The sequence below is a fragment of the Wenzhouxiangella sp. XN201 genome, assembly GCF_011008905.1.
GTDB lineage: Bacteria > Pseudomonadota > Gammaproteobacteria > Xanthomonadales > Wenzhouxiangellaceae > Wenzhouxiangella.
Genome location: NZ_JAAIVI010000021.1, coordinates 46,163 through 64,717 on the forward strand (window position 1 = coordinate 46,163; position 18,555 = coordinate 64,717).

Below are 18,555 nucleotides of genomic sequence, written 5' to 3' on the forward strand. Positions count from 1 at the left end.
GTCTTCTAAGAGCGTTTTTGGTGACTTTTGTCGCGACTGACAAAAGTTACTCGCCCAAAGAGCTTGCGAAGCAAGCCGGGCGAAACCGCCTTTGAAGTGTCGAGGCCCGCCAAACCGGCGGTAGCAACACCCCGCCCAACGGCAGCGAAACAAACAAACCACTCGCCATCAGCCTGCGCAGCAGGCAAACCGAACCGCCTTTGCCGTGTCGAGGCCACCACCGCGCCCAGCGGCAACAACCAACCCAGTGCTACTCCCCCTTACTGACCTCCCCAGTCAATTCCAATAACTCGGGTGTCACCTGAATAATCGCATGCCGAATCTCCTTGCCCAACACGAGCTTGGCATCGCGCGCGAAGCTCTCGAGATTCGGTCCGAATACCAGACAATTGTCTTCGTTGCGCGACAGGAAGTCACTTTCGAACATCGACTCGATGAACTGCTTGAACAGGGTGCGATCGTAGAATTCCGGCGCCTCGAACTCGTGCAGCAGGGAGATGCGCTGGGCCGACAGGATGCAGAGTTGTTCGAGTTGCCGGCGGTTGAGCTTGCCCGATCCGTTCTTGACCAGCACGGCCATGGTGATGAAGTAGCGTTCGAAGGTCTGCAGCAAGGAACCGCCGAGCAGGCGCAGGTAGTAGCTTTCGTCGCTGCCGCCCGGGGCACGCAGCAGGTACTCGCCCGAACTTCGAAGCAATTGCAGTTCGATCAGGGCTTCGACGCAACGCTCGACCACGCCATCGAGTTCTTCGTTCGACCAGGGCAGGAACAATTCCTTCTGGATGAAAGGGTAGACCGTCCGGCTCAGTGACAGGAGGCGTGCGCGGCGCACGCGCCGGGTATTGAGGAAACTACAGGCGATCCAGGCGCTGATGGCGAGCAGGTGCGCGGTATTGTTGCGGAAATAGGTCAGCAGCACCGCCCGGGTGGCATCGGTCCGGATGATGTTGCCCAGTCGATGCTCGTGGCGCTCGATGATGCCCAGTTCCAGGCCGTACTCGATCACCTGACCGGCCGTCATGCGGGTGACGGTGACGCGGTCGGAGTAACCGGTCAGGGTGACCAGTTCCTTGAGCATCTCGATGGTCTTTTCCAGGTCGTCCTCGTCGAGGGCGTGCTTGCGGCTGGCCAGCAGGGCGGTGGCCAGCAGATTGACCGGATTGACGTCGGCGCTGCGGTTGATGTTGACCATGATGCGTTCGGCCAGGTCATCGACCGTCTTGGCCAGCCAGCGCGGCTTGGCGCCGTTCTGCAGCGCTTCCTCGCGCCAGTCGGGGTTGTGGGAATCGAGCACATCGTCGAGTTGGATGGGCTCGCCGAAGCTGACCGTTACTTCGCCGTAGTTTTTGCGCAGGATATTGATGACGTTGCGCAGGTCGGCCAGGGATTCCGGTTTTTTCTGCCGGCCGGAAAGCTCCGAGATGTAGGAACTGCCTTCGGCCAGCCGCTCGTAGCCGATGTAGACCGGTTGGAACAGTACCGGCCGCGTCGGGTTGCGCAGAAATGCGCGCACCGTGATCGAGAGCATGCCGGCGCGCGGCGGCAGCAGGCGACCGGTGCGCGAGCGCGTGCCCTCGATGAAATATTCCATCGCCACCCCGCGGTCGAGGATGAGGGTCACGTACTGGTTGAAGACGGCCGCGTAGAGCGGCTGCGAGCGAAAGGAGCGGCGCAGAAAGAAGGCCCCGCCGCGGCGCAGCAGTGGCCCGATCAGGGGCATGTTCAGGTTCACGCCAGCGGCGATGTGCGGCGGCACGAAGCCGCGGTGGTAGAGCAGGTAGGACAGCAGCATGTAGTCGATGTGGCTGCGATGACACGGCACGTAGACGATCTCGTGGCCGGTCTGTGCCTCGCGAAACGGACCGAAATGATGGACGACGACGCCGCGGTAAATGCGGCTCCAGAACCAGGTCAGCAGGATGTCGGCAATGCGAATGAAGGCGTAGGAATAGTCCGCCGCGATTTCGCGGGCGTACTTGCGGGCAATCAGTTCGGCTTTTTCCGGGCTGATGTCGTCACGACGGGCCTTGGTGGCGATGGCCTGCTCGACGGACTCCGACCGGATGATCCGATCGACCAGCGTGCGCCGGTGCGACCGGTCCGGCCCGATGGCGGTCGTGCGCACGCGCTTGAAATGCACACGCAAGACCCGGCTGATCCGCCCCAGCGCCTGCGAGCTGTCCTCGGTCTCGGCCAATACCTCGCCGACGTCTACCGGCTTGCCGAACTGCACCATGGTGGCCCGGCCGTTGATCAGGGTCGAGAAGAGGCGTCGAATGCGCCCGGCTGCGCCCCAGTTTTCGGAAAACAGGATCTTGAAGATGCTTTCCTCAGAGTCCGGCGCGCGTCCAATCAGGACAGTGACCGGCACGATCTGAACCCGGGCGAGGTCCTCGGCGTCGGCGCGCTCGAGCAGTTGGCGCAACATCTCGGGATGACGCCGGCGTTGGGGACGCCGAATCAAGAAGCCGCCATACCGGCGCGAAGCGCTGTAGGAGCGTGGCAGGAGGCCGTCGCCGACACGAAATGCTTCGCTCGGTCGCGGCCAGCCGAGGCGGATGCAGGCCTGCTCGGCGATCAGCAGGGAAGACAGGGCGTAGGTATCGAGGACGTAGAAGGTGGGCCGATCCTCATCGATTTCGAGTTCGGACACGTTTTCGGGCAGGATCGTGGATCGCACCCACCAATGCAGCACGCGCCTGAGCAGCTTCAGCCACAAGCCGTAAAGGCGGGCGGGCACGCTGATTGAAGTGCTGGATCCTTGCATGGCGGGGATTCGATTTGGGGCGGCAAGTTTACCACCGGGCCGGGCGGCAGGCGTTGCCAGCGCCAGCAAGAAAAAGCCGGGCCATCCGCTAAGGGAGTGCCCGGCAACCGGACGAACCGGAAAGGTCTATCTTTATTGTTGATCGCAGGGACGCGAAAGAATCACTCCCCTCAAGACAAATCATAGCCTAACGATAGACAATTAATCAAGTCTCTAACTAAAAGAATATAATTAATTGAAATAATTAGATATTTCCTGTTGAATGCCCGCGGCAGCGGCGGCCGGATCGGCGGCATCGCGGATCGGGCGGCCGACCACGATGTAGTCCGCCCCCGCTTCGAAGGCTTTCGACGCAGTCAGCGTCCGTTTCTGTTCGTCGATATTGTCGACCGGTCGAATGCCCGGGCAGACCACAACCAGGCTGTGGTCGACGCTTTCGCGCAGGGCCGGCACTTCCAGCCCGGACGAGATCACGCCGGTGCAGCCCAGCGCCAGCGCGCGGCGGGCGCGCGAGAGCACCAGCGACTCGACGTCGCAGTCGAATCCGAGATCATCGAGATCGCCGCGGTCCAGGCTGGTCAGGGCGGTCACGGCCAGGATGCCCATGCGGCCGCGGTTGGCGACGGCCTCGGCGAGCATCCCGTCGTTGCCGTGGACGGTCAGGAAGTCGACTTCGCGCCGCGCCAGCTGCGCGGTGGCACGGCCCACGGTGGGCGGAATGTCGAACAGCTTGAGGTCGGCGAACACGCGCTTGCCGAGCTGCTTGAGTTCATCGGCCAGCGTGAAGTAGTGTCCGCTGAGAAAGAATTCCAGCCCCAGCTTGTAGAAGTGCACGTGATTGCCGAGCGTATTGACCAGCTCGCGGGCCTGGTCAAGGTCGGGCACGTCGAGGGCGAAAATCAGGCGTTCGGCGTCGGGAATCTCTTGTCGATTAGCAGTCATGTCGGCGGAAATGCTCCAGCAGGGTCGGGGCGATGCGATCGGGATGCACCATGTGCAGATGATGGCCGCCCGGGCAGGCCAGGCTGGCGCGACTGTGGCGCAGAGCGGCCAGGCGCCGTTTGAGCAGGCGCCGGTCGAGCAGGCCGGTGGGCGGATCGGAATGGATGTTGAACACCGGCGCCTCGATGCCGGCCAGCAGGTCGATGACCTGCGGTTCGGTATAGCGGTGGGCGCTCGGCCAGGTCAGCCGCAGATCGTGGCGCCACTGCCAGCCGCCGTCGACCTCGATCAGGCCGCGGCGCCCCAGCAGTTCGGCCGACTCGACCGTGAGGTCGCTGCCGCGCATGCGTGCGCTGATGGCGGCCTTGCGTTCGGCGTGCACGCGCCGTGGACGCAACTTCGAGCCTTCCACCGCGCGGCGCCAGGCCGCGGCGCTGCGATCAGCCGGCGCCGATATCGGACCCAGGCCCTCGATCAGGGCGAGTGAGGCAATGCGCTCGGGCGCGGCCGCGGCCACCAGGGTGGATACCGCACCGCCGAGGGAGTGACCGAGCAGGTGGGCACGTGCCCAGCCCAGGTCGTCGAGCACCGCCAGCACGTCGAAGACGTAATCGTCGAAATGATAGGGCACACCATCCGGTCGATGCGCCGACAGGCCGTGGCCGGGAAAGTCGACGGCCACCAGGTCGAGGCCGTCGAGGTGTCCGGACAGCGGCAGAAAGGAGTGGGCATTGTCGAGCCAGCCGTGCAGGGCCAGGACCCGCAGGTCGCCGTCGCGTCGCGTCAGCGCCGCCACCCGTCCCCGGCACAGTTCGAGCGCGTCCATCAGTCCAGCCGCTCCAGGTTGGCATAGGACAGCACCAGCCATTTCGGGCCGGCCTGCTCGAAGTTGATCTGCACGCGCGCGTTGTCACCGCTGCCCTCGACGTTGACCACGGTGCCGATGCCGAAGCGTTCGTGGCTGACGGTGCTTCCGAGATCGAAGCCCAATCCCGCGCCGGCGTCGCCAGAGCGCGGGCCGAATCCGCCGCCGGTGGCATGCTGGATGCGCGGGCGCACCATCTCGGTCAGCTCCTCGGGCAGTTCGGACAGGAAGCGCGACGGATAAGTGGTGCCGGTGCGACCGTAGAGCTGGCGGGACTCGGCATAGGTCAGATACAGGCGCTGCATTGCCCGGGTCATGCCGACGTAGCACAGGCGCCGTTCCTCGGACAGCCGGCCGGGCTCCTCGGTCGATTTCTGATGCGGGAACAGGCCTTCTTCCATGCCGGCCATGAACACCAGTGGAAACTCCAGGCCCTTGGCCGAATGCAGGGTCATCAGCTGCACGCAGTCCTGCCATTTCTCGCCCTGGTGCTCGCCGGCCTCGAGCGCGGCCTGGGCCAGGAAAGACGCCAGCGGGCTCAAGCCCGCCTGCTCGTCTTCGAGCGGCTGGGCGAAGGTCTCGGCAGCGCGGATCAGTTCGGTCAGGTTTTCCTCGCGGGTCTCGGCCCGGTCGGGCGCCTCGCGCTTGCGATACCAGGTGGCCAGGTCGGCGGTCTCGACCACCGCGGCCATCATCTCGCCCAGGCCGGCTTCGCGGGTGCGCTCATCGAGCCGGTCGATCAGGTCCAGGAACTGGCCGACGGCGTTGCCGGCCCGGGCGCTGAGCGCGCCGGCAGTGACCATCTGGCGGGCGGCGGCAAACAGCGACTGGCCGTCGGACCGGGCCTGCTCTCGGATGCCGGCGACGGTCCGCTCGCCGATGCCCCGGGCCGGCACGTTGACCACGCGCTCGAAGGCCGGGTCGTCGTCGCCGTTGTGCACCAGCCGCAGATAGCTCATGGCGTCCTTGATTTCGGCGCGCTCGAAGAAGCGCTGGCCGCCATAGACGCGGTAGGGAATGCCCTCGGCCAACAGCTGATGTTCGAACAGGCGCGACTGGGCATTGGAGCGATACAACACGGCCGCTTCCGTGGCTGCGCCGCCGGCTTCGAGCCAGTCGCGAATGCGTGCGACGACGAACTCGGCTTCCTCCTCGGCGCTGAAGGCGGAAAACACCCGGATCGGCTCGCCCTGTTGTCCCTCGGTCCACAGGTTCTTGCCCATGCGCTCGTCGTTGTGGGAAATGACCCGGTTGGCCGCTTCGAGGATGGTGGCCGTCGAGCGGTAGTTCTGCTCCAGGCGAATCATGGCGGGGTCGAAATCACGCGCGAAATCCGACACGTTCTCGACCCGGGCGCCGCGCCAGCCGTAGATCGACTGATCGTCGTCGCCGACCACGAACAAGCGCGCGCGCTGGCCGGCGATCAGCCGCACCAGCGCGTACTGCAGCTTGTTGGTGTCCTGGAACTCGTCGATCAGGACGTGCCCGAAGCGGTCCTGGTACTGCTTCCGGCGCGCGTCGTTGTCGCGCAGCAGCTCGAGCGTTCGCAGCAGCAGTTCGGCAAAGTCCACCAGGCCGGAGCGCCGGCAGTAGTCCTCGTAGTTGCGGTAGATGTCCACCTGCGTGAGCGCGTGCGGATTGTCGAAGGCCTCGATGTTTTCGGGGCGGCGGCCCTCGTCCTTGTGGTAGTTGATCAGGCCCTGCATCTGGCGGGCCGGATACTCGCCCTCGTCGAGTTCCATGTCGCGGATCACCCGCCGGATCAAGCGGTACTGGTCCTCGCTGTCGAGAATCTGGAAGGTCTCGGGCAGCCCGGCTTCCTTCGAATGCATTCTCAGAATGCGGTGGCAGATGCCGTGGAAGGTACCGATCCACAGCCCGTCGGGCCGCAGCCCCAGCAACTGGCCGACCCGGGAGCGCATCTCGCCGGCGGCCTTGTTGGTAAAGGTCACCGCCAGCAGGCTCATCGGGCTCAAGTGGTGAACCTGGATCAGCCAGGCGATGCGATGCACCAGAACGCGCGTCTTGCCCGACCCGGCGCCGGCGAGTACCAGCACGTGCCCGTCCTCGGCGGTCACCGCCTCGCGCTGGGCATCGTTGAGCTCGTCGAGTAGGTGGCTGACGTCCATGGCGGCTTAACGGGACTCGGGACTCGGGACTCGGGACTCGGTGAAAGGCCGGGACCCGAGTCCCGATCCAAACAACTTCAACAAAGCCCCCATCGATCAGGATCGCCCAATGGCTCGAAAGCCAATATCCGACCGATAGAACGCATCCTCGAAACCGATCTGAGCAATCCACTGGTAGGCACGGGCCTGGGCCTTCTTCGGCGTTTCGCCGAGGGCGCACAGGGCGAGGACGCGACCGCCACTTGTGACCACCTGGCCGTGTTCGTCCAGGCTCGTGCCGGCGTGGAAGACCTTTACGTCCTCGGGAAAGGCCGACTCCAGGCCGGTGATCGGGTGACCCTTGTCGTAGCGGCCCGGGTAGCCGCCGGCGGCCATTACCACCGCCAGGGCCGTGCGCTCGTCCCACTCCGGGCTGAGGTCATCGAGCGTGCCCTCGAGGGCGTGTTCGATGATCTCGACCAGGTCGGATTTGAGCCGCAGCATGATGGGCTGCGTTTCCGGGTCGCCGAAGCGGACGTTGAATTCGAGCACCTTGGGTCCGGTCGCGGTCAGTATCACGCCGGCATAGAGAAACCCGGTGAAAGGTAAATCGTCGTCGGCCAGGCCCGAGAGCGTGGGTTCGATGATGTCCCCGATGATCTTGCGGTAGACGGTCTCGTCGACCACGGGAGCGGGAGAGTAAGCCCCCATGCCGCCGGTATTGGGGCCGCGGTCGCCGTCGTCGCGACGCTTGTGGTCCTGGCTGGAGGCCATCGAAAGGTACTGGGTGCCGCTGGCAACGACGATGAAGCTGGCTTCCTCGCCGATCAGGAACTCTTCTATGACGACCCGCCGCCCGGCCTGGCCGAATGCTTCGCCAGAGAGCATGTCCTCGAGCGTGGCGCGGGCATCGGCTTCTTCCTCGCAGATGACGACACCCTTGCCGGCGGCCAGGCCATCGGCCTTGAGTACCACCGGCAGGCCGATGCCGTGGATCATCTCCATGCCCTCCTCGACATTGTCGACCACGCCGAACGCTGCCGTGGGAATGTCGTGACGCGACATGAACTCCTTGGCGAAGGCCTTGGACGACTCCAGTCGCGCGGCGTCGGCGCTCGGGCCGAAGCACTTGAGGCCGGCGGCTTCGAAACGATCGACGATGCCGGCCGCCAGAGGCGCCTCGGGGCCGACCACGGTCAGCCCGACCGACTCGGATCGGGCCAGCTCGATCAACCCGTCGATATCTTCGGCGCCGACCCCGGCATTGCGCATGCCCGGCTCGCGGGCGGTTCCGGCGTTGCCCGGAGCGACAATGACTTCGCTGACCTTCTCCGATTGCGCCAGCTTCCAGGCCAGCGCATGCTCACGACCACCGCCGCCGACGACGAGGAGTTTCATGGGGTGCTATCCGGATTCTGAGTACCGGCTCATTGTAGCCCGGCTTCGGTCCATTTTCGGGGTGGTAAGGGTTCACGCCAAGGCGCGAAGGCGCCAAGTTCGCCGAGGGTACTTATGATTTTTGATTCCGCGCCGGGTGTGCAGCCGAGCATGCGTCGGCTGCCGCCAAAGACTTTGGTGAATTCAATCGCTTTTTTCTTGGCGCCCTTAGCGCCTTTGTGCCTTGGCGTGAGGCCACCGTGCACCAGAGCCAATTAAAGCCCTAGTGCCGGAAGTGCCTCCGCCCGGTCAGCACCATCGCAATGCCGTGCTTGTCGCAGGCTTCAATCACTTCACCGTCACGCTTCGACCCACCCGGCTGGATCACTGCGCGGATGCCGTGCTCGGCCGCTGCCTCGATGCTGTCGGCGAAGGGGAAGAAGGCATCGGAGGCCATCACTGCGCCGTCCAGGGATAGCCCGGCGGCCTCGGCCTTGAGTGCGGCAAAGCGGGCCGAGTCGACGCGGCTCATCTGGCCGGCGCCGATGCCAACGGTGGCGCGGTCTTTCGCGTAGACGATGGCGTTGGAGCGCACCATGCGAACGGCTGCCCAGGCAAAGCGCAGGTCGTCGAGCTCGGCCTCGGTGGGTGGCCGTTCGGTGACGACTTCCAGATCGGGCAAGCTATGCCAGTCATCGGCCTGCTGCACCAGCCAGCCGCCGTCGATGGCGCGAAGCTCGAGCGGCTGCGGTGCGGCGCTGCCGGGCGTGAGGACGCGCACATTGGGTTTTCTGGCCAGACGCTTGCTGGCCTCTTGGCTGACTGCCGGCGCGATCAACACTTCCATGAACTGCTGCGTCAGGCGCTCGGCGAGTTCTTCGTCGACTTCGCGATTGACCGCGATGATGCCGCCGAAGGCCGAGGTCGGATCGCAGGCCAGGGCCTTGTCGTAGGCCTCGGCCACGGAGCTGCCCTGGGCCGCGCCGCAGGGATTGGTGTGTTTGACGATGACGCAGGCCGGTGTATCACCCAGGCTGCTCACACCCGACCAGGCGGCATCGGCGTCGAGCAGATTGTTATAGCTCAACGGCTTGCCCTGCAGCGGTCGGCAGTTGGCCAGCCCCGTCGGGTTCGCGCCGCGGACACGATACACACCGGCGGCCTGGTGTGGATTTTCGCCATAGCGCAGCGGCTGGACGGCGTCGAGGGCGAGGTTGAGCCTGGGCGGCAGATCGCTTTCGGCATCTTGCGCCGACAGCCACTGGCTGATCTGACCGTCATAGGCGCAGGTGTGGGCAAAAGCCTGCGAGGCCAGTTCGCGGCGCTGGCGCTCGTCGGGCAGTGCGGGCAGGGATTCGATCAGCGCTGGATAGTCATCCGGGTTGCAGAGCACGCACACGTCGCGATGATTCTTGGCCGCGGCGCGCAGCATGGCCGGCCCGCCGATGTCGATGTTCTCGATCGCCTCGTCGAATGTGCAGTCGGGACGTGCCACCGTCTCGGCAAAGGGATAGAGATTGACCACGACCACATCGATGCGCTCGATGCCGTGTTCATCCATGGTCTCGGTATCGGACTCGCGCCGTCCGAGAATGCCGCCGTGGATCCTGGGATGCAGGGTCTTGACCCGCCCGCCCATGATCTCCGGAAAGCCGGTCAGGGTCGACACCGCGGTGACGGCCAGTCCTGCGTCCTCGAGCGCGCGCGCCGTGCCGCCGGTCGAGAGCAGGCCGAAGCCGGCTTGTGCCAGGGCTTGGCCAAGGGGCACCAGGCCGGATTTATCGGACACGCTCAACAGCGCCCAGCGGTGGCTCGCTTGACTCATGGTCGCCTTACTCCAGGCCGTAGCGCCGGATGCGGTTGCGCAGGGTGGTGCGGGTGATGCCGAGCATGTCGGCCGCGCGCGACTGGTTGCCGCCGGTGTGCTTGAGTACGGTTTCGATCAGGGGGCGTTCGGCCTCGGCCATGATCAGCTCGTGCAGGTTGTCCGGCGGAGTCTCGCCCATGTCCGCCAGGTACTTGCGAACAACGCAGCAGACAAATTCGTACAGGCGCAGGTTCTCGTCTGCGGGCTTGTCGGACAACTTATGAGTTCCTCAATACTGCTTGGATGCCGGCTTCGCGCCGAGCAAACAAAGATAACACACTCTTAACTAATGAAAGCGCATCTGAAAGCCCGCCGGATCGCTGGTGCCGATCACGAATTCCAGCACCAGCGGCATGATCCGGCCGGCGGCGAGGCCGCGCTCGAGCGCTTCGCGGTCCTGGATGTACTCCTCGGGCGTCACTCGCCGTACCCCCAGCACCTGCTGGCTGGCGTCGTAGAAGCGAAACTCGATTACCGGGAAGGGAATGGCGGTTTCGGCCTGGTTGCGCAGACTGGTGCTGACGATCACCGCGTCGTCCAGGCTGGGGTGGGGATGCATGTCGCGCGAGACGATCTGGACGGTCTGGTTGGGATCGAGTGCGGCATCGGGCTGGACCGAGGAGCCAAGCCAGCGGGCAATCGGCGAGCCGGGAGTCTGCCACAGCGCCCAGAGCTGGATCAGCAGCAAAACCAGCAGGACCGCACTGAGCGCCGGCCAGAAATGGCGCCGCACGATCGAGTCCCCGCCCGGCGGCGTCGGCTCGGTGAACAGATCGTCGGTCTCGATTTCGTCCGGCACCGGTTCGAACGCCACCGGCAGTTCGGCCTGCCTCAGTTCCACATGCTCGAGCAGCGGCGGCATGCCTTCGCCGCGCAAGGCTTCATCGGATTGATCGGGGCGGTGTTCGAACAACTCCGACAGGCTGTTGAAGGTCTTGCCGCAGCTGCCACAACGCACGACACCGGCCGCTTCGGCCAGCAGCCGGGCCCGCAGTTCGTAGACGGCCTGGCATCCGGGGCAGCGAGTGAACATGCCGGCTTGCTCAGCCGTCATTTTCGGAGCCGGTCAGCTCCCGGTAGCGTTCGAGGTCGGCCATGAATTGCTCCCGGGTTTCGGCCTCGCGCTGCTTGAGCCGCTCCAGTTCACCGCGTAGCCGACGCAGTTCCGCGCGGGTCTCGTCGACGGCCTCGGACAGGTCGGCGGGCACGGCTGTCCCCTTGCGGCTGTAGGGGGCAGCGCGCGCCACAAGGGTCTCGAATCGTCTGTCCATCAGCCCGAGCGCCGTGCGCGTGGAGGTGCGTTGGCTTTCGATTCCGGCCAGTTGCATCTCCATGCCGTCCATCAGGTTCTGCTCGCTGCTGAAGGTGGCAGTCAGCAGGCGGTCGCGGCTGGCCTGGCTGCGGCGCTCGGCCTCGCGTTCGGCCTCTTCAGCGCGCTGGCGCCGACGCTCGGCGATTTCCTCGGGACTGAGCGCCGGTTCGACCCGTTCGCGCACGGTGCCGTCCGGCCCCAGGCGCACGTAACCGTAGTCCTTGAATTCCGGCGGCACCATCTGGCCGTAGTGGACTTCGCCGTCGTCGTCCACCCAGCGATAGTAGGCCTGGGCCAGCGCGGAGGTGCTCGCCAGCAGCAGAGATAGTGAAATGATCAGGATGCGCAGCATGGAAGGAATCATACGCCGTGGCGTTGCCGGTAGCCTATCATGGCATCCAGGCGATCGGGTGCGTGGTCGTGCGTACGCAGCCACTCGATCAGGTCACGCAGGCCGGCAATGGCGACGACCTGCAGGCCCTGGGCGGAAACGGCCTGGACGGCCGAACGCTCGTCACCGGCACCTTTTTCCTCCCGATCAAGCGCGATAACGACTCCGACAGCCTGGGCGCCGGCTGCCATGATCAGCTCAAGCGATTCTGCCACCGAGGTGCCCGCGCTGATCACGTCATCGACAATCAGTACGCGGCCTTCAAGTGGCGCACCGACCAGCTGCCCGCCCTCGCCGTGATCCTTGGCTTCCTTGCGGTTGTAAGTGAAGGGCACATCGATGTCGTGGTCCCTCGCCAGGCTCATGGCCACCGCCGTGGCCAGCGGAATTCCCTTGTAGGCTGGCCCGAAGAGCATGTCGAACTCGAGCCCGGAATCGACGATGGCATCGGCATAGCAACGTGCCAGGGTGTCGATTGCGCGGCCGGTACTGAACTCGCCGGCGTTGAAGAAATAGGGGCTGATGCGCCCCGATTTGAGCGTGAACTCGCCAAAGCGCAGCGCCTCGCGATCGAGTGCCAACTGCAGGAAACGGTCTGTCCAGGGTTTGAGCATGGCGTCATTCTAGGCGATGGTCCGGTTGGCGTCATGCGCACCTGCATTCTTTTGCCCCGCGGTCGGCAGGCAGTGGCCGGGCTTGCTTGGGCTACCATACGACGCTGGCTTCCAGAAAACTCCGGCATGAGAATTATCAGCCTCAACGCCAACGGCATTCGCGCGGCCCATCGCAAGGGTTTCTTCGATTGGTTGAAGAAGCAGGATGCCGATTTTGTCTGCATCCAGGAGACCAAGGCCCAGCACTGGCAACTGGCCGACCGCGACTTCTTTCCAATCGGCTATCACTGCTACTACCACGATGCCGAGAAGAAGGGCTACTCGGGGGTGGCGCTGTATTCGAAGCACCAGCCGGTGCGGGTGGTCTACGGTCTGGGCTGGGAGGATTTCGACCGGGAGGGCCGCTGGCTGCAGGCCGATTTCGAGGACCTGAGCGTGGTCTCGCTCTACCTGCCCTCCGGCACTTCGAAGGACGAGCGTCAGCAGTTCAAGTACCGCTGCATGGAACGTCTCCATCCACATCTTGAAGAGCTGGCCGGCCACGACCGCGATTACGTCATCTGCGGCGACTGGAACATCGCCCACAAGGAAATCGATCTCAAGAACTGGAAGGCCAATCAGAAGAACTCCGGCTTCCTGCCCGAGGAGCGGGCCTGGCTTGACGAGGTGTTCGGACCGGTCGGGATGGTCGATGCCTTTCGCCGGGTCGACCCCAACCCGGATCGCTACACCTGGTGGTCCCAACGCGGACGGGCGCGCGAGAAGAACGTGGGCTGGCGCATCGACTACCAGGTCACCACCTCAGGCCTGGCCGAACGTGCACGCTCGGCCGAGATCTACACCGATGAGAACTTTTCCGATCACGCCCCGCTGATTCTCGATTATGACGACTGAGTCGGCCACCGGCTGGCGGCATGCCTGGGCGGTCTATACCCGGCCGACGGTGCTGCGCATGTTGCTGCTGGGGTTTTCCGCCGGCATACCGTACATGCTGGTGTTTTCCACCCTGACCGCCTGGCTGCGCGACGAAGGGGTATCGCGCACGGCCATCGGCTTCTTCGCCTGGATCGGCATCACCTACTCGATCAAGGTCTTCTGGTCGCCGGTCGTCGACCGTGTGCGCCTGCCGCTTCTGACCCGGGCCTTCGGCCAGCGTCGCGGCTGGATGCTGCTGGCCCAGATCGGCATCATGGCCGGCCTGGCCGGGATGGCGCTGACCGATCCGACCATGCAACTGACCCAGGTCGCTTTGCTGGCCGTGCTGGTGGCCTTTTCGGCGGCCACCCAGGACATCACCATCGACGCCTTCCGGATCGAATCCGACAGCAACGAGTTCCAGGCCGCCCTGGCCGGGACCTATGTGCTCGGTTACAGGATGGCCCTGCTCGCCACCGGTGCCGGTGCGCTCTACATCGCCGACTTTGCCACCTGGACGCTCGCCTACCTGTGCATGAGCGCGCTGGTGCTCGTGGGCGTGTTCGCGGTGCTGATTTCCCCCGAGCCTACCTCGCTGGAGCGGCTCGACATCGAGCAGGATCCACTTGTGATCGGCTACCGCGAACGATCGCGTCTCAGGGGCCGGTTCCAGGACGTCGGCGCCTGGCTGACCGGCGCGGTGGTTGCACCGCTGGTGGATTTCTTCCGCCGCAACGGCTGGATGGCGCTGGCCGTGCTGGCCCTGATCGGCTTGTTCAAGGTCTCCGACATCTCGATGGCGGCGATGGCCAACCCGCTTTACCTGGACCTGGGCTTCAGCTTAAGCGAGATCGCCACGGTCACCAACGTGTTCGGCATCGCCATGACCATCACCGGTGGACTGCTCGGCGGGGTGCTGGTGGCGCGCTACGGTCTGATGCCGATGCTGCTGGCCTCGGCCATCATCGTGGCGGTGACCAACCTGCTGTTCGCCTGGCTGGCGACCATCGGCGCCGAACTCTGGGCGCTGTTCATGACCATCGGCGCCGACAACCTGGCCAACGGCCTGTCGGCTACGGTCTTCATCGCCTGGCTGTCGGCGCTGGTCAGTCGCCGCTACACGGCAACGCAATACGCCCTGTTCAGCTCCTTCATGACCCTGCCGGGCAAGCTGCTGGGCGGCCCGTCGGGCTGGATCGTCGACAACGCCGGCTACGTGTTTTTCTTCCTCTACGCCTCGGCGCTGGGTATTCCGGCCATTCTGCTGATCCTGTGGTTGATGAGCCGTCGTTACGACGCGACCACGTCCTGAACGATCGGGTCATGGCTGCCGGCGGGATGGATTTCCCGCTATTTTTGGTGCCATGGGTGACAGCGCTGTCGTAAAGCGCTACGCTAGTGCGCGTCAAAGGAACACGCTATGTCGATTCAAGCCGCCTCCAACCTGGTCATTTTCGGCGCTACCGGCGACCTCGCCCAGCGCATGCTGCTGCCGTCGTTGTTCGGTCTCGAGCGCGACGGATTGCTGCCGGAAGATCTTCGGATCCTCGGTTGTGCCCGCACCGAGATGTCGCGCGAGGCGTTTGCCGAACTTTGCCGCGAGGGCATCGCTGAGCGCGCAACGGCGGACGATCAGCCTTCTGTTGATCGATTGCTCGAACGGCTGGACTATCACTCTGTCGACCTGTCGTTGGAAGATTCGGTCGAGACATTGACCGGGCATATTCGGCGGCGGCGTGCCGATGGAGACATTCTGTTTCACCTGTCCACGGCGCCAAGCTGGTACGCCACGATTTGCGCGGCCCTGGCGCAGGCCGGGCTCAATGACCCGGGCGCCCGGGTCATGCTGGAAAAACCCATCGGCCACGATCTCGAAAGCTCCATTTCCATCAACGAGGGTGTCGGCGAGGTTTTCGACGAATCGCAGATCTATCGCGTCGACCATTATCTGGGCAAGGATGGCGTTCAGAACCTGCTGGCCTTGCGGTTCAGTAATGCCCTGTTCGAGCCCATCTGGAACGCCCAGCACATCGAACAGGTGCAGATCACGGTGGCCGAAACTGTCGGCGTGGAGGATCGTGCCGGCTATTACGACAACTATGGCGCCATGCGCGACATGGTGCAGAATCACATGCTGCAACTGCTTTGCCTGACCGCCATGGAGCCGCCGTCGCACTTCGAGCCGACCGCGGTACGTAACGAAAAGTTGAAGGTGCTCAATTCGCTTCGCCCCATGACCGGAGAAGCGCTGGACAAGAACACAGTCGCCGGCCAGTACACGGCTGGGGCGATCGATGGTCAGGCGGTTCCCGGCTACCTCGAAGAACTGGGCAAGGACAGTCGAACCGAGACTTATGTTGCCCTGCGTGCTCACATCGACAATTGGCGCTGGTCGGGGGTGCCGTTCTATCTGCGTACGGGCAAGCGCATGCCCCACCGCCTGACCGAGATCTACATCCGCTTCCGGCCCGTGCCCCACTCGATCTACGGCACCGCGGGCGGCGCCATGCAGCCGAACGCGCTGATCATCCGGCTACAGCCCGAAGAGCATATCGCCCTGTGTCTGATGAACAAGAAGCCGGGACTGGACCGTGACGGCGTCCAACTCAGCCAGGTTGCGCTCGACCTGGATCGCCACAACGCTTTCGACCAGGAACACCGGCGCCTCGCCTACGAACGCCTTTATCTCGACGCCATCGAGGGCAACAGCACGCTTTTCGTGCGACGCGACGAAGTGGAAACGGCCTGGGGATGGGTCGACTCGATCTACGAGGGCTGGCAAAAACGGGAGGCTGCGCCAAAGGCTTATCCGGCCGGCACCTGGGGGCCGTCGAGCGCCGTGGCCCTGACCGAACGACACGGCCACAGCTGGCGGGAGTAGGGCGTGGCCGATTTCATCGAACATCCCGATTTCGACACGCTGTGCAATGTGCTGGCGCCGAGGCTCGCCCAGGCGCTTCGTAACGCTGTGGCAGAACGCAGCGCCGCATCCATGGCGCTGGCCGGCGGGTCGACGCCGTTTCCGCTCTATCGCCGCCTCGCCAGCGAAGCATTGGACTGGCCGCGCGTGACGCTGTTGCCCGGCGATGAGCGCTGGGTTGCCGCTGACCATGATGCCTGCAACCTGCGCGCGATCCGGGCGGCCTTCGACGACGTCGACCCTCGTTTCGGCAAGCTCGTGCCCGATACGCCGGGCCCCGAACCGTCGCTGGAAACCGCAAGACGCACGCTGGCCGAAACGCCCGCACCATTCGACGCCTGCGTGCTGGGTATGGGTGCCGACGGACATTTCGCCTCGTTGTTTCCCGCCGCGCCGGAACTCGATGTCGGTCTCGATCCCGCCGGCAGCGAAGCCCTGGTGATCGTCACACCCGACCCGATGCCCGAAGACGCGCCGTTCGAGCGCGTCTCGCTGACCCTTTCGGCGATTGCGGCCAGTCGTTACCTGGTACTGGTCCTGCGCGGTCGGCGCAAGCGCGAGGTGCTGGAATCCGCGCGCGGCGCCGACCCGCGCGACTGTCCCGTCGCCGCGCTTCTGGCGCATAACGGCCCGCCGCTGGAAATACACTGGAGTCCATGAGCATGCATCCGACCATCGAGTCCGTCACCGAGCGAATTCGAAAGCGCTCCGAGGCGAGTCGCTCGAGTTATCTCGAGCGTATTGACGGTGCCGTTGGCTCCGGTCCAGCGCGCTCGCGCGTCAGCTGTAGCAACGTCGCGCACGCCTTCGCCGCTTCCGGCGAGGACAAGCCCGTTCTCAAGGCCATGCAGGCGCCCAACATTGGAATCGTCACGGCCTACAACGACATGCTTTCCGCCCACCAGCCGCTGGAAAAATTCCCCGCGCTGATCAAGTTCGCTGCCCAGAGCCGCGGCTGCAGCGCGCAGGTCGCCGGTGGCGTACCCGCGATGTGTGACGGGGTCACGCAGGGTCAGCCGGGGATGGAGCTGTCGCTGTTCTCGCGCGACGTGATTGCCCAAGCCACGGCCGTGGCGCTGTCGCACAACACCTTCGATGCAGCCCTGCTGCTGGGCGTTTGCGACAAGATCGTGCCGGGCTTGCTGATTGGTGCGCTGGCCTTCGGGCACGTCCCGACCATCCTGGTGCCGGGCGGCCCGATGCCCTCGGGCTTGCCCAACAAGGAAAAGGCCCGGGTACGCAAGGCCCACGCCGAGGGCAAGGCTTCGCGGGAGGACCTGCTCGAAGCCGAATCACAGTCTTATCATTCACCCGGCACCTGCACCTTCTACGGTACGGCCAATTCCAACCAGATGATGATGGAAGTCATGGGTCTTCATCTGCCCGGTAGTGCCTTCGTCAATCCCAATACGACCCTGCGCGAGCGGCTGACCCTGGCCGCGGGCGAGCGCGCTTGCGAAATCACCGCGCAGGGGGATGCCTTTACACCGCTGGGGCGTACGGTCGACGAGAAGGCCATCGTCAACGCCATGGTGGGCCTGTCAGCCACCGGCGGTTCGACCAACCACGCCATTCACCTGGTCGCGATAGCGCGTGCAGCCGGCATTGCCATCGACTGGACCGACCTGGATGAGATCTCCAGGGCCACCCCGCTCCTGACCCGGATCTATCCCAACGGCGAGGCCGACGTGAACCATTTCCACGAGGCGGGCGGCATGGCCTTCGTGATCCGTGAACTGCTGGATGCCGGCCTGTTGCACCCGGATATCAGGACCATCCATGGCGGCGACCTTTATGCGCAGGCGCAGGACCCGTTCCTCGACGGTGAGCGACTCGACTGGAAGCCGGCAGTGGAGCAATCCGGGGACAACGCCATTCTGCGTGGCGCCGAGCGGCCATTTGCCCCGGAAGGCGGAATTCGCCTGCTGCAGGGCAACCTGGGTCGCGCCATCGTCAAGATATCGGCTGTCGAGCCCGAGCACCGGCGCATCCAGGCACCGGCCCGGGTATTCGACTCGCAGGACGAGTTACTCCGGGCGTTTCGCGACGGCGTCCTCGACGGTGACTTCGTGGCCGTCATCCGCGGCCAGGGCCCGCATGGCAACGGCATGCCCGAATTGCACAAGCTCACCCCCACGCTGCAGGTTCTCCAGGACCGCGGCCAGCGCGTCGCACTGCTCACCGACGGGCGGATGTCCGGCGCCTCCGGCAGCGTGCTGGCGGCCATTCACGTGGTCCCGGAAGCGGCCCGGGACGGACTCATCGGTCGGCTCGAAGCGGGCGACGAGGTGATCATCGACGCCGAGATGGGGCGCCTGGACTGCGCCGTCGATGCCGAGACATTGCGCCGCCGCGAACCGCGTCCCCTCGATCTTGCGGCCAACCGGGCCGGGATCGGGCGTGAACTGTTCGGCGCCATGCGGGCGCAGGTCAGCGACGCCGAGTCCGGCGCAAGCATCCTGTTTGTGTCCGAATGA

At 64.8% G+C, this 18,555-nt stretch carries 15 protein-coding genes; 5 read left to right on the top strand and 10 right to left on the bottom strand.

Annotated elements, in window-relative coordinates:
- Positions 1 to 250: 250 nt before the first annotated feature.
- From plsB to pyrE, 10 genes are all read right to left on the bottom strand, one after another.
- Positions 251 to 2,767 (bottom strand): glycerol-3-phosphate 1-O-acyltransferase PlsB, encoded by a 2,517-nt coding sequence (gene plsB, locus G4Y73_RS11855; RefSeq protein WP_164231871.1) that lies wholly within the window; start codon positions 2,765 to 2,767, stop codon positions 251 to 253.
- Between the two features lie 231 nt (positions 2,768 to 2,998).
- Positions 2,999 to 3,709 carry an orotidine-5'-phosphate decarboxylase gene (gene pyrF / locus G4Y73_RS11860; protein WP_164231872.1) on the bottom strand — a complete coding sequence of 237 codons (711 nt, stop codon included), beginning with the start codon at positions 3,707 to 3,709 and terminating at the stop codon, positions 2,999 to 3,001.
- A complete protein-coding gene (locus tag G4Y73_RS11865) occupies positions 3,699 to 4,535 on the bottom strand; it encodes an alpha/beta hydrolase (RefSeq protein ID WP_164231873.1) in 837 nt (278 codons plus the stop codon). Before G4Y73_RS11865 ends, pyrF begins: the two co-directional genes overlap by 11 nt.
- On the bottom strand, positions 4,535 to 6,703 hold the full coding sequence (uvrD, locus tag G4Y73_RS11870) for a DNA helicase II (RefSeq protein ID WP_164231874.1): 2,169 nt from the start codon (positions 6,701 to 6,703) through the stop codon (positions 4,535 to 4,537). The genes G4Y73_RS11865 and uvrD overlap by 1 nt, the downstream gene beginning before the upstream one ends.
- Before the next feature lie 96 nt (positions 6,704 to 6,799).
- Complete coding sequence (gene purD / locus G4Y73_RS11875; RefSeq protein ID WP_164231875.1) at positions 6,800 to 8,080, bottom strand: phosphoribosylamine--glycine ligase; 1,281 nt, start codon at positions 8,078 to 8,080, stop codon at positions 6,800 to 6,802.
- 262 nt (positions 8,081 to 8,342) lie between these two features.
- On the bottom strand, positions 8,343 to 9,884 hold the full coding sequence (gene purH, locus G4Y73_RS11880) for a bifunctional phosphoribosylaminoimidazolecarboxamide formyltransferase/IMP cyclohydrolase (protein WP_164231876.1): 1,542 nt from the start codon (positions 9,882 to 9,884) through the stop codon (positions 8,343 to 8,345).
- A gap of 7 nt (positions 9,885 to 9,891) precedes the next feature.
- Positions 9,892 to 10,143, bottom strand: a complete 252-nt coding sequence (locus G4Y73_RS11885; protein WP_164231877.1) for a helix-turn-helix domain-containing protein — start codon at positions 10,141 to 10,143, stop codon at positions 9,892 to 9,894.
- Positions 10,144 to 10,212: 69 nt separating this feature from the next.
- Complete coding sequence (locus G4Y73_RS11890) at positions 10,213 to 10,980, bottom strand: DUF3426 domain-containing protein (RefSeq protein WP_164231878.1); 768 nt, start codon at positions 10,978 to 10,980, stop codon at positions 10,213 to 10,215.
- Positions 10,970 to 11,590 (bottom strand): DUF4124 domain-containing protein, encoded by a 621-nt coding sequence (locus G4Y73_RS11895; protein WP_164231879.1) that lies wholly within the window; start codon positions 11,588 to 11,590, stop codon positions 10,970 to 10,972. Before G4Y73_RS11895 ends, G4Y73_RS11890 begins: the two co-directional genes overlap by 11 nt.
- An 8-nt stretch (positions 11,591 to 11,598) precedes the next feature.
- Positions 11,599 to 12,243: an orotate phosphoribosyltransferase gene (gene pyrE, locus G4Y73_RS11900; protein WP_164231880.1), complete on the bottom strand. Its 645-nt coding sequence runs from the start codon at positions 12,241 to 12,243 to the stop codon at positions 11,599 to 11,601.
- 126 nt (positions 12,244 to 12,369) lie between these two features.
- Between pyrE and G4Y73_RS11905 the strand changes: the two genes are divergently transcribed.
- The 5 genes from G4Y73_RS11905 (at position 12,370) to edd (ending at position 18,555) form a co-directional block, all read left to right on the top strand.
- A complete protein-coding gene (locus tag G4Y73_RS11905) occupies positions 12,370 to 13,137 on the top strand; it encodes an exodeoxyribonuclease III (RefSeq protein WP_164231881.1) in 768 nt (255 codons plus the stop codon).
- Positions 13,127 to 14,470, top strand: coding sequence for an AmpG family muropeptide MFS transporter (locus G4Y73_RS11910; protein ID WP_164231882.1), 1,344 nt, complete (start codon positions 13,127 to 13,129; stop codon positions 14,468 to 14,470). Before G4Y73_RS11905 ends, G4Y73_RS11910 begins: the two co-directional genes overlap by 11 nt.
- Positions 14,471 to 14,578: 108 nt before the next feature.
- Positions 14,579 to 16,039: a glucose-6-phosphate dehydrogenase gene (gene zwf / locus G4Y73_RS11915; RefSeq protein WP_164231883.1), complete on the top strand. Its 1,461-nt coding sequence runs from the start codon at positions 14,579 to 14,581 to the stop codon at positions 16,037 to 16,039.
- Positions 16,040 to 16,042: 3 nt separating this feature from the next.
- Positions 16,043 to 16,738 (top strand): 6-phosphogluconolactonase, encoded by a 696-nt coding sequence (pgl, locus tag G4Y73_RS11920; protein WP_164231884.1) that lies wholly within the window; start codon positions 16,043 to 16,045, stop codon positions 16,736 to 16,738.
- Between the two features lie 2 nt (positions 16,739 to 16,740).
- Positions 16,741 to 18,555 carry a phosphogluconate dehydratase gene (edd, locus tag G4Y73_RS11925; protein ID WP_205596633.1) on the top strand — a complete coding sequence of 605 codons (1,815 nt, stop codon included), beginning with the start codon at positions 16,741 to 16,743 and terminating at the stop codon, positions 18,553 to 18,555.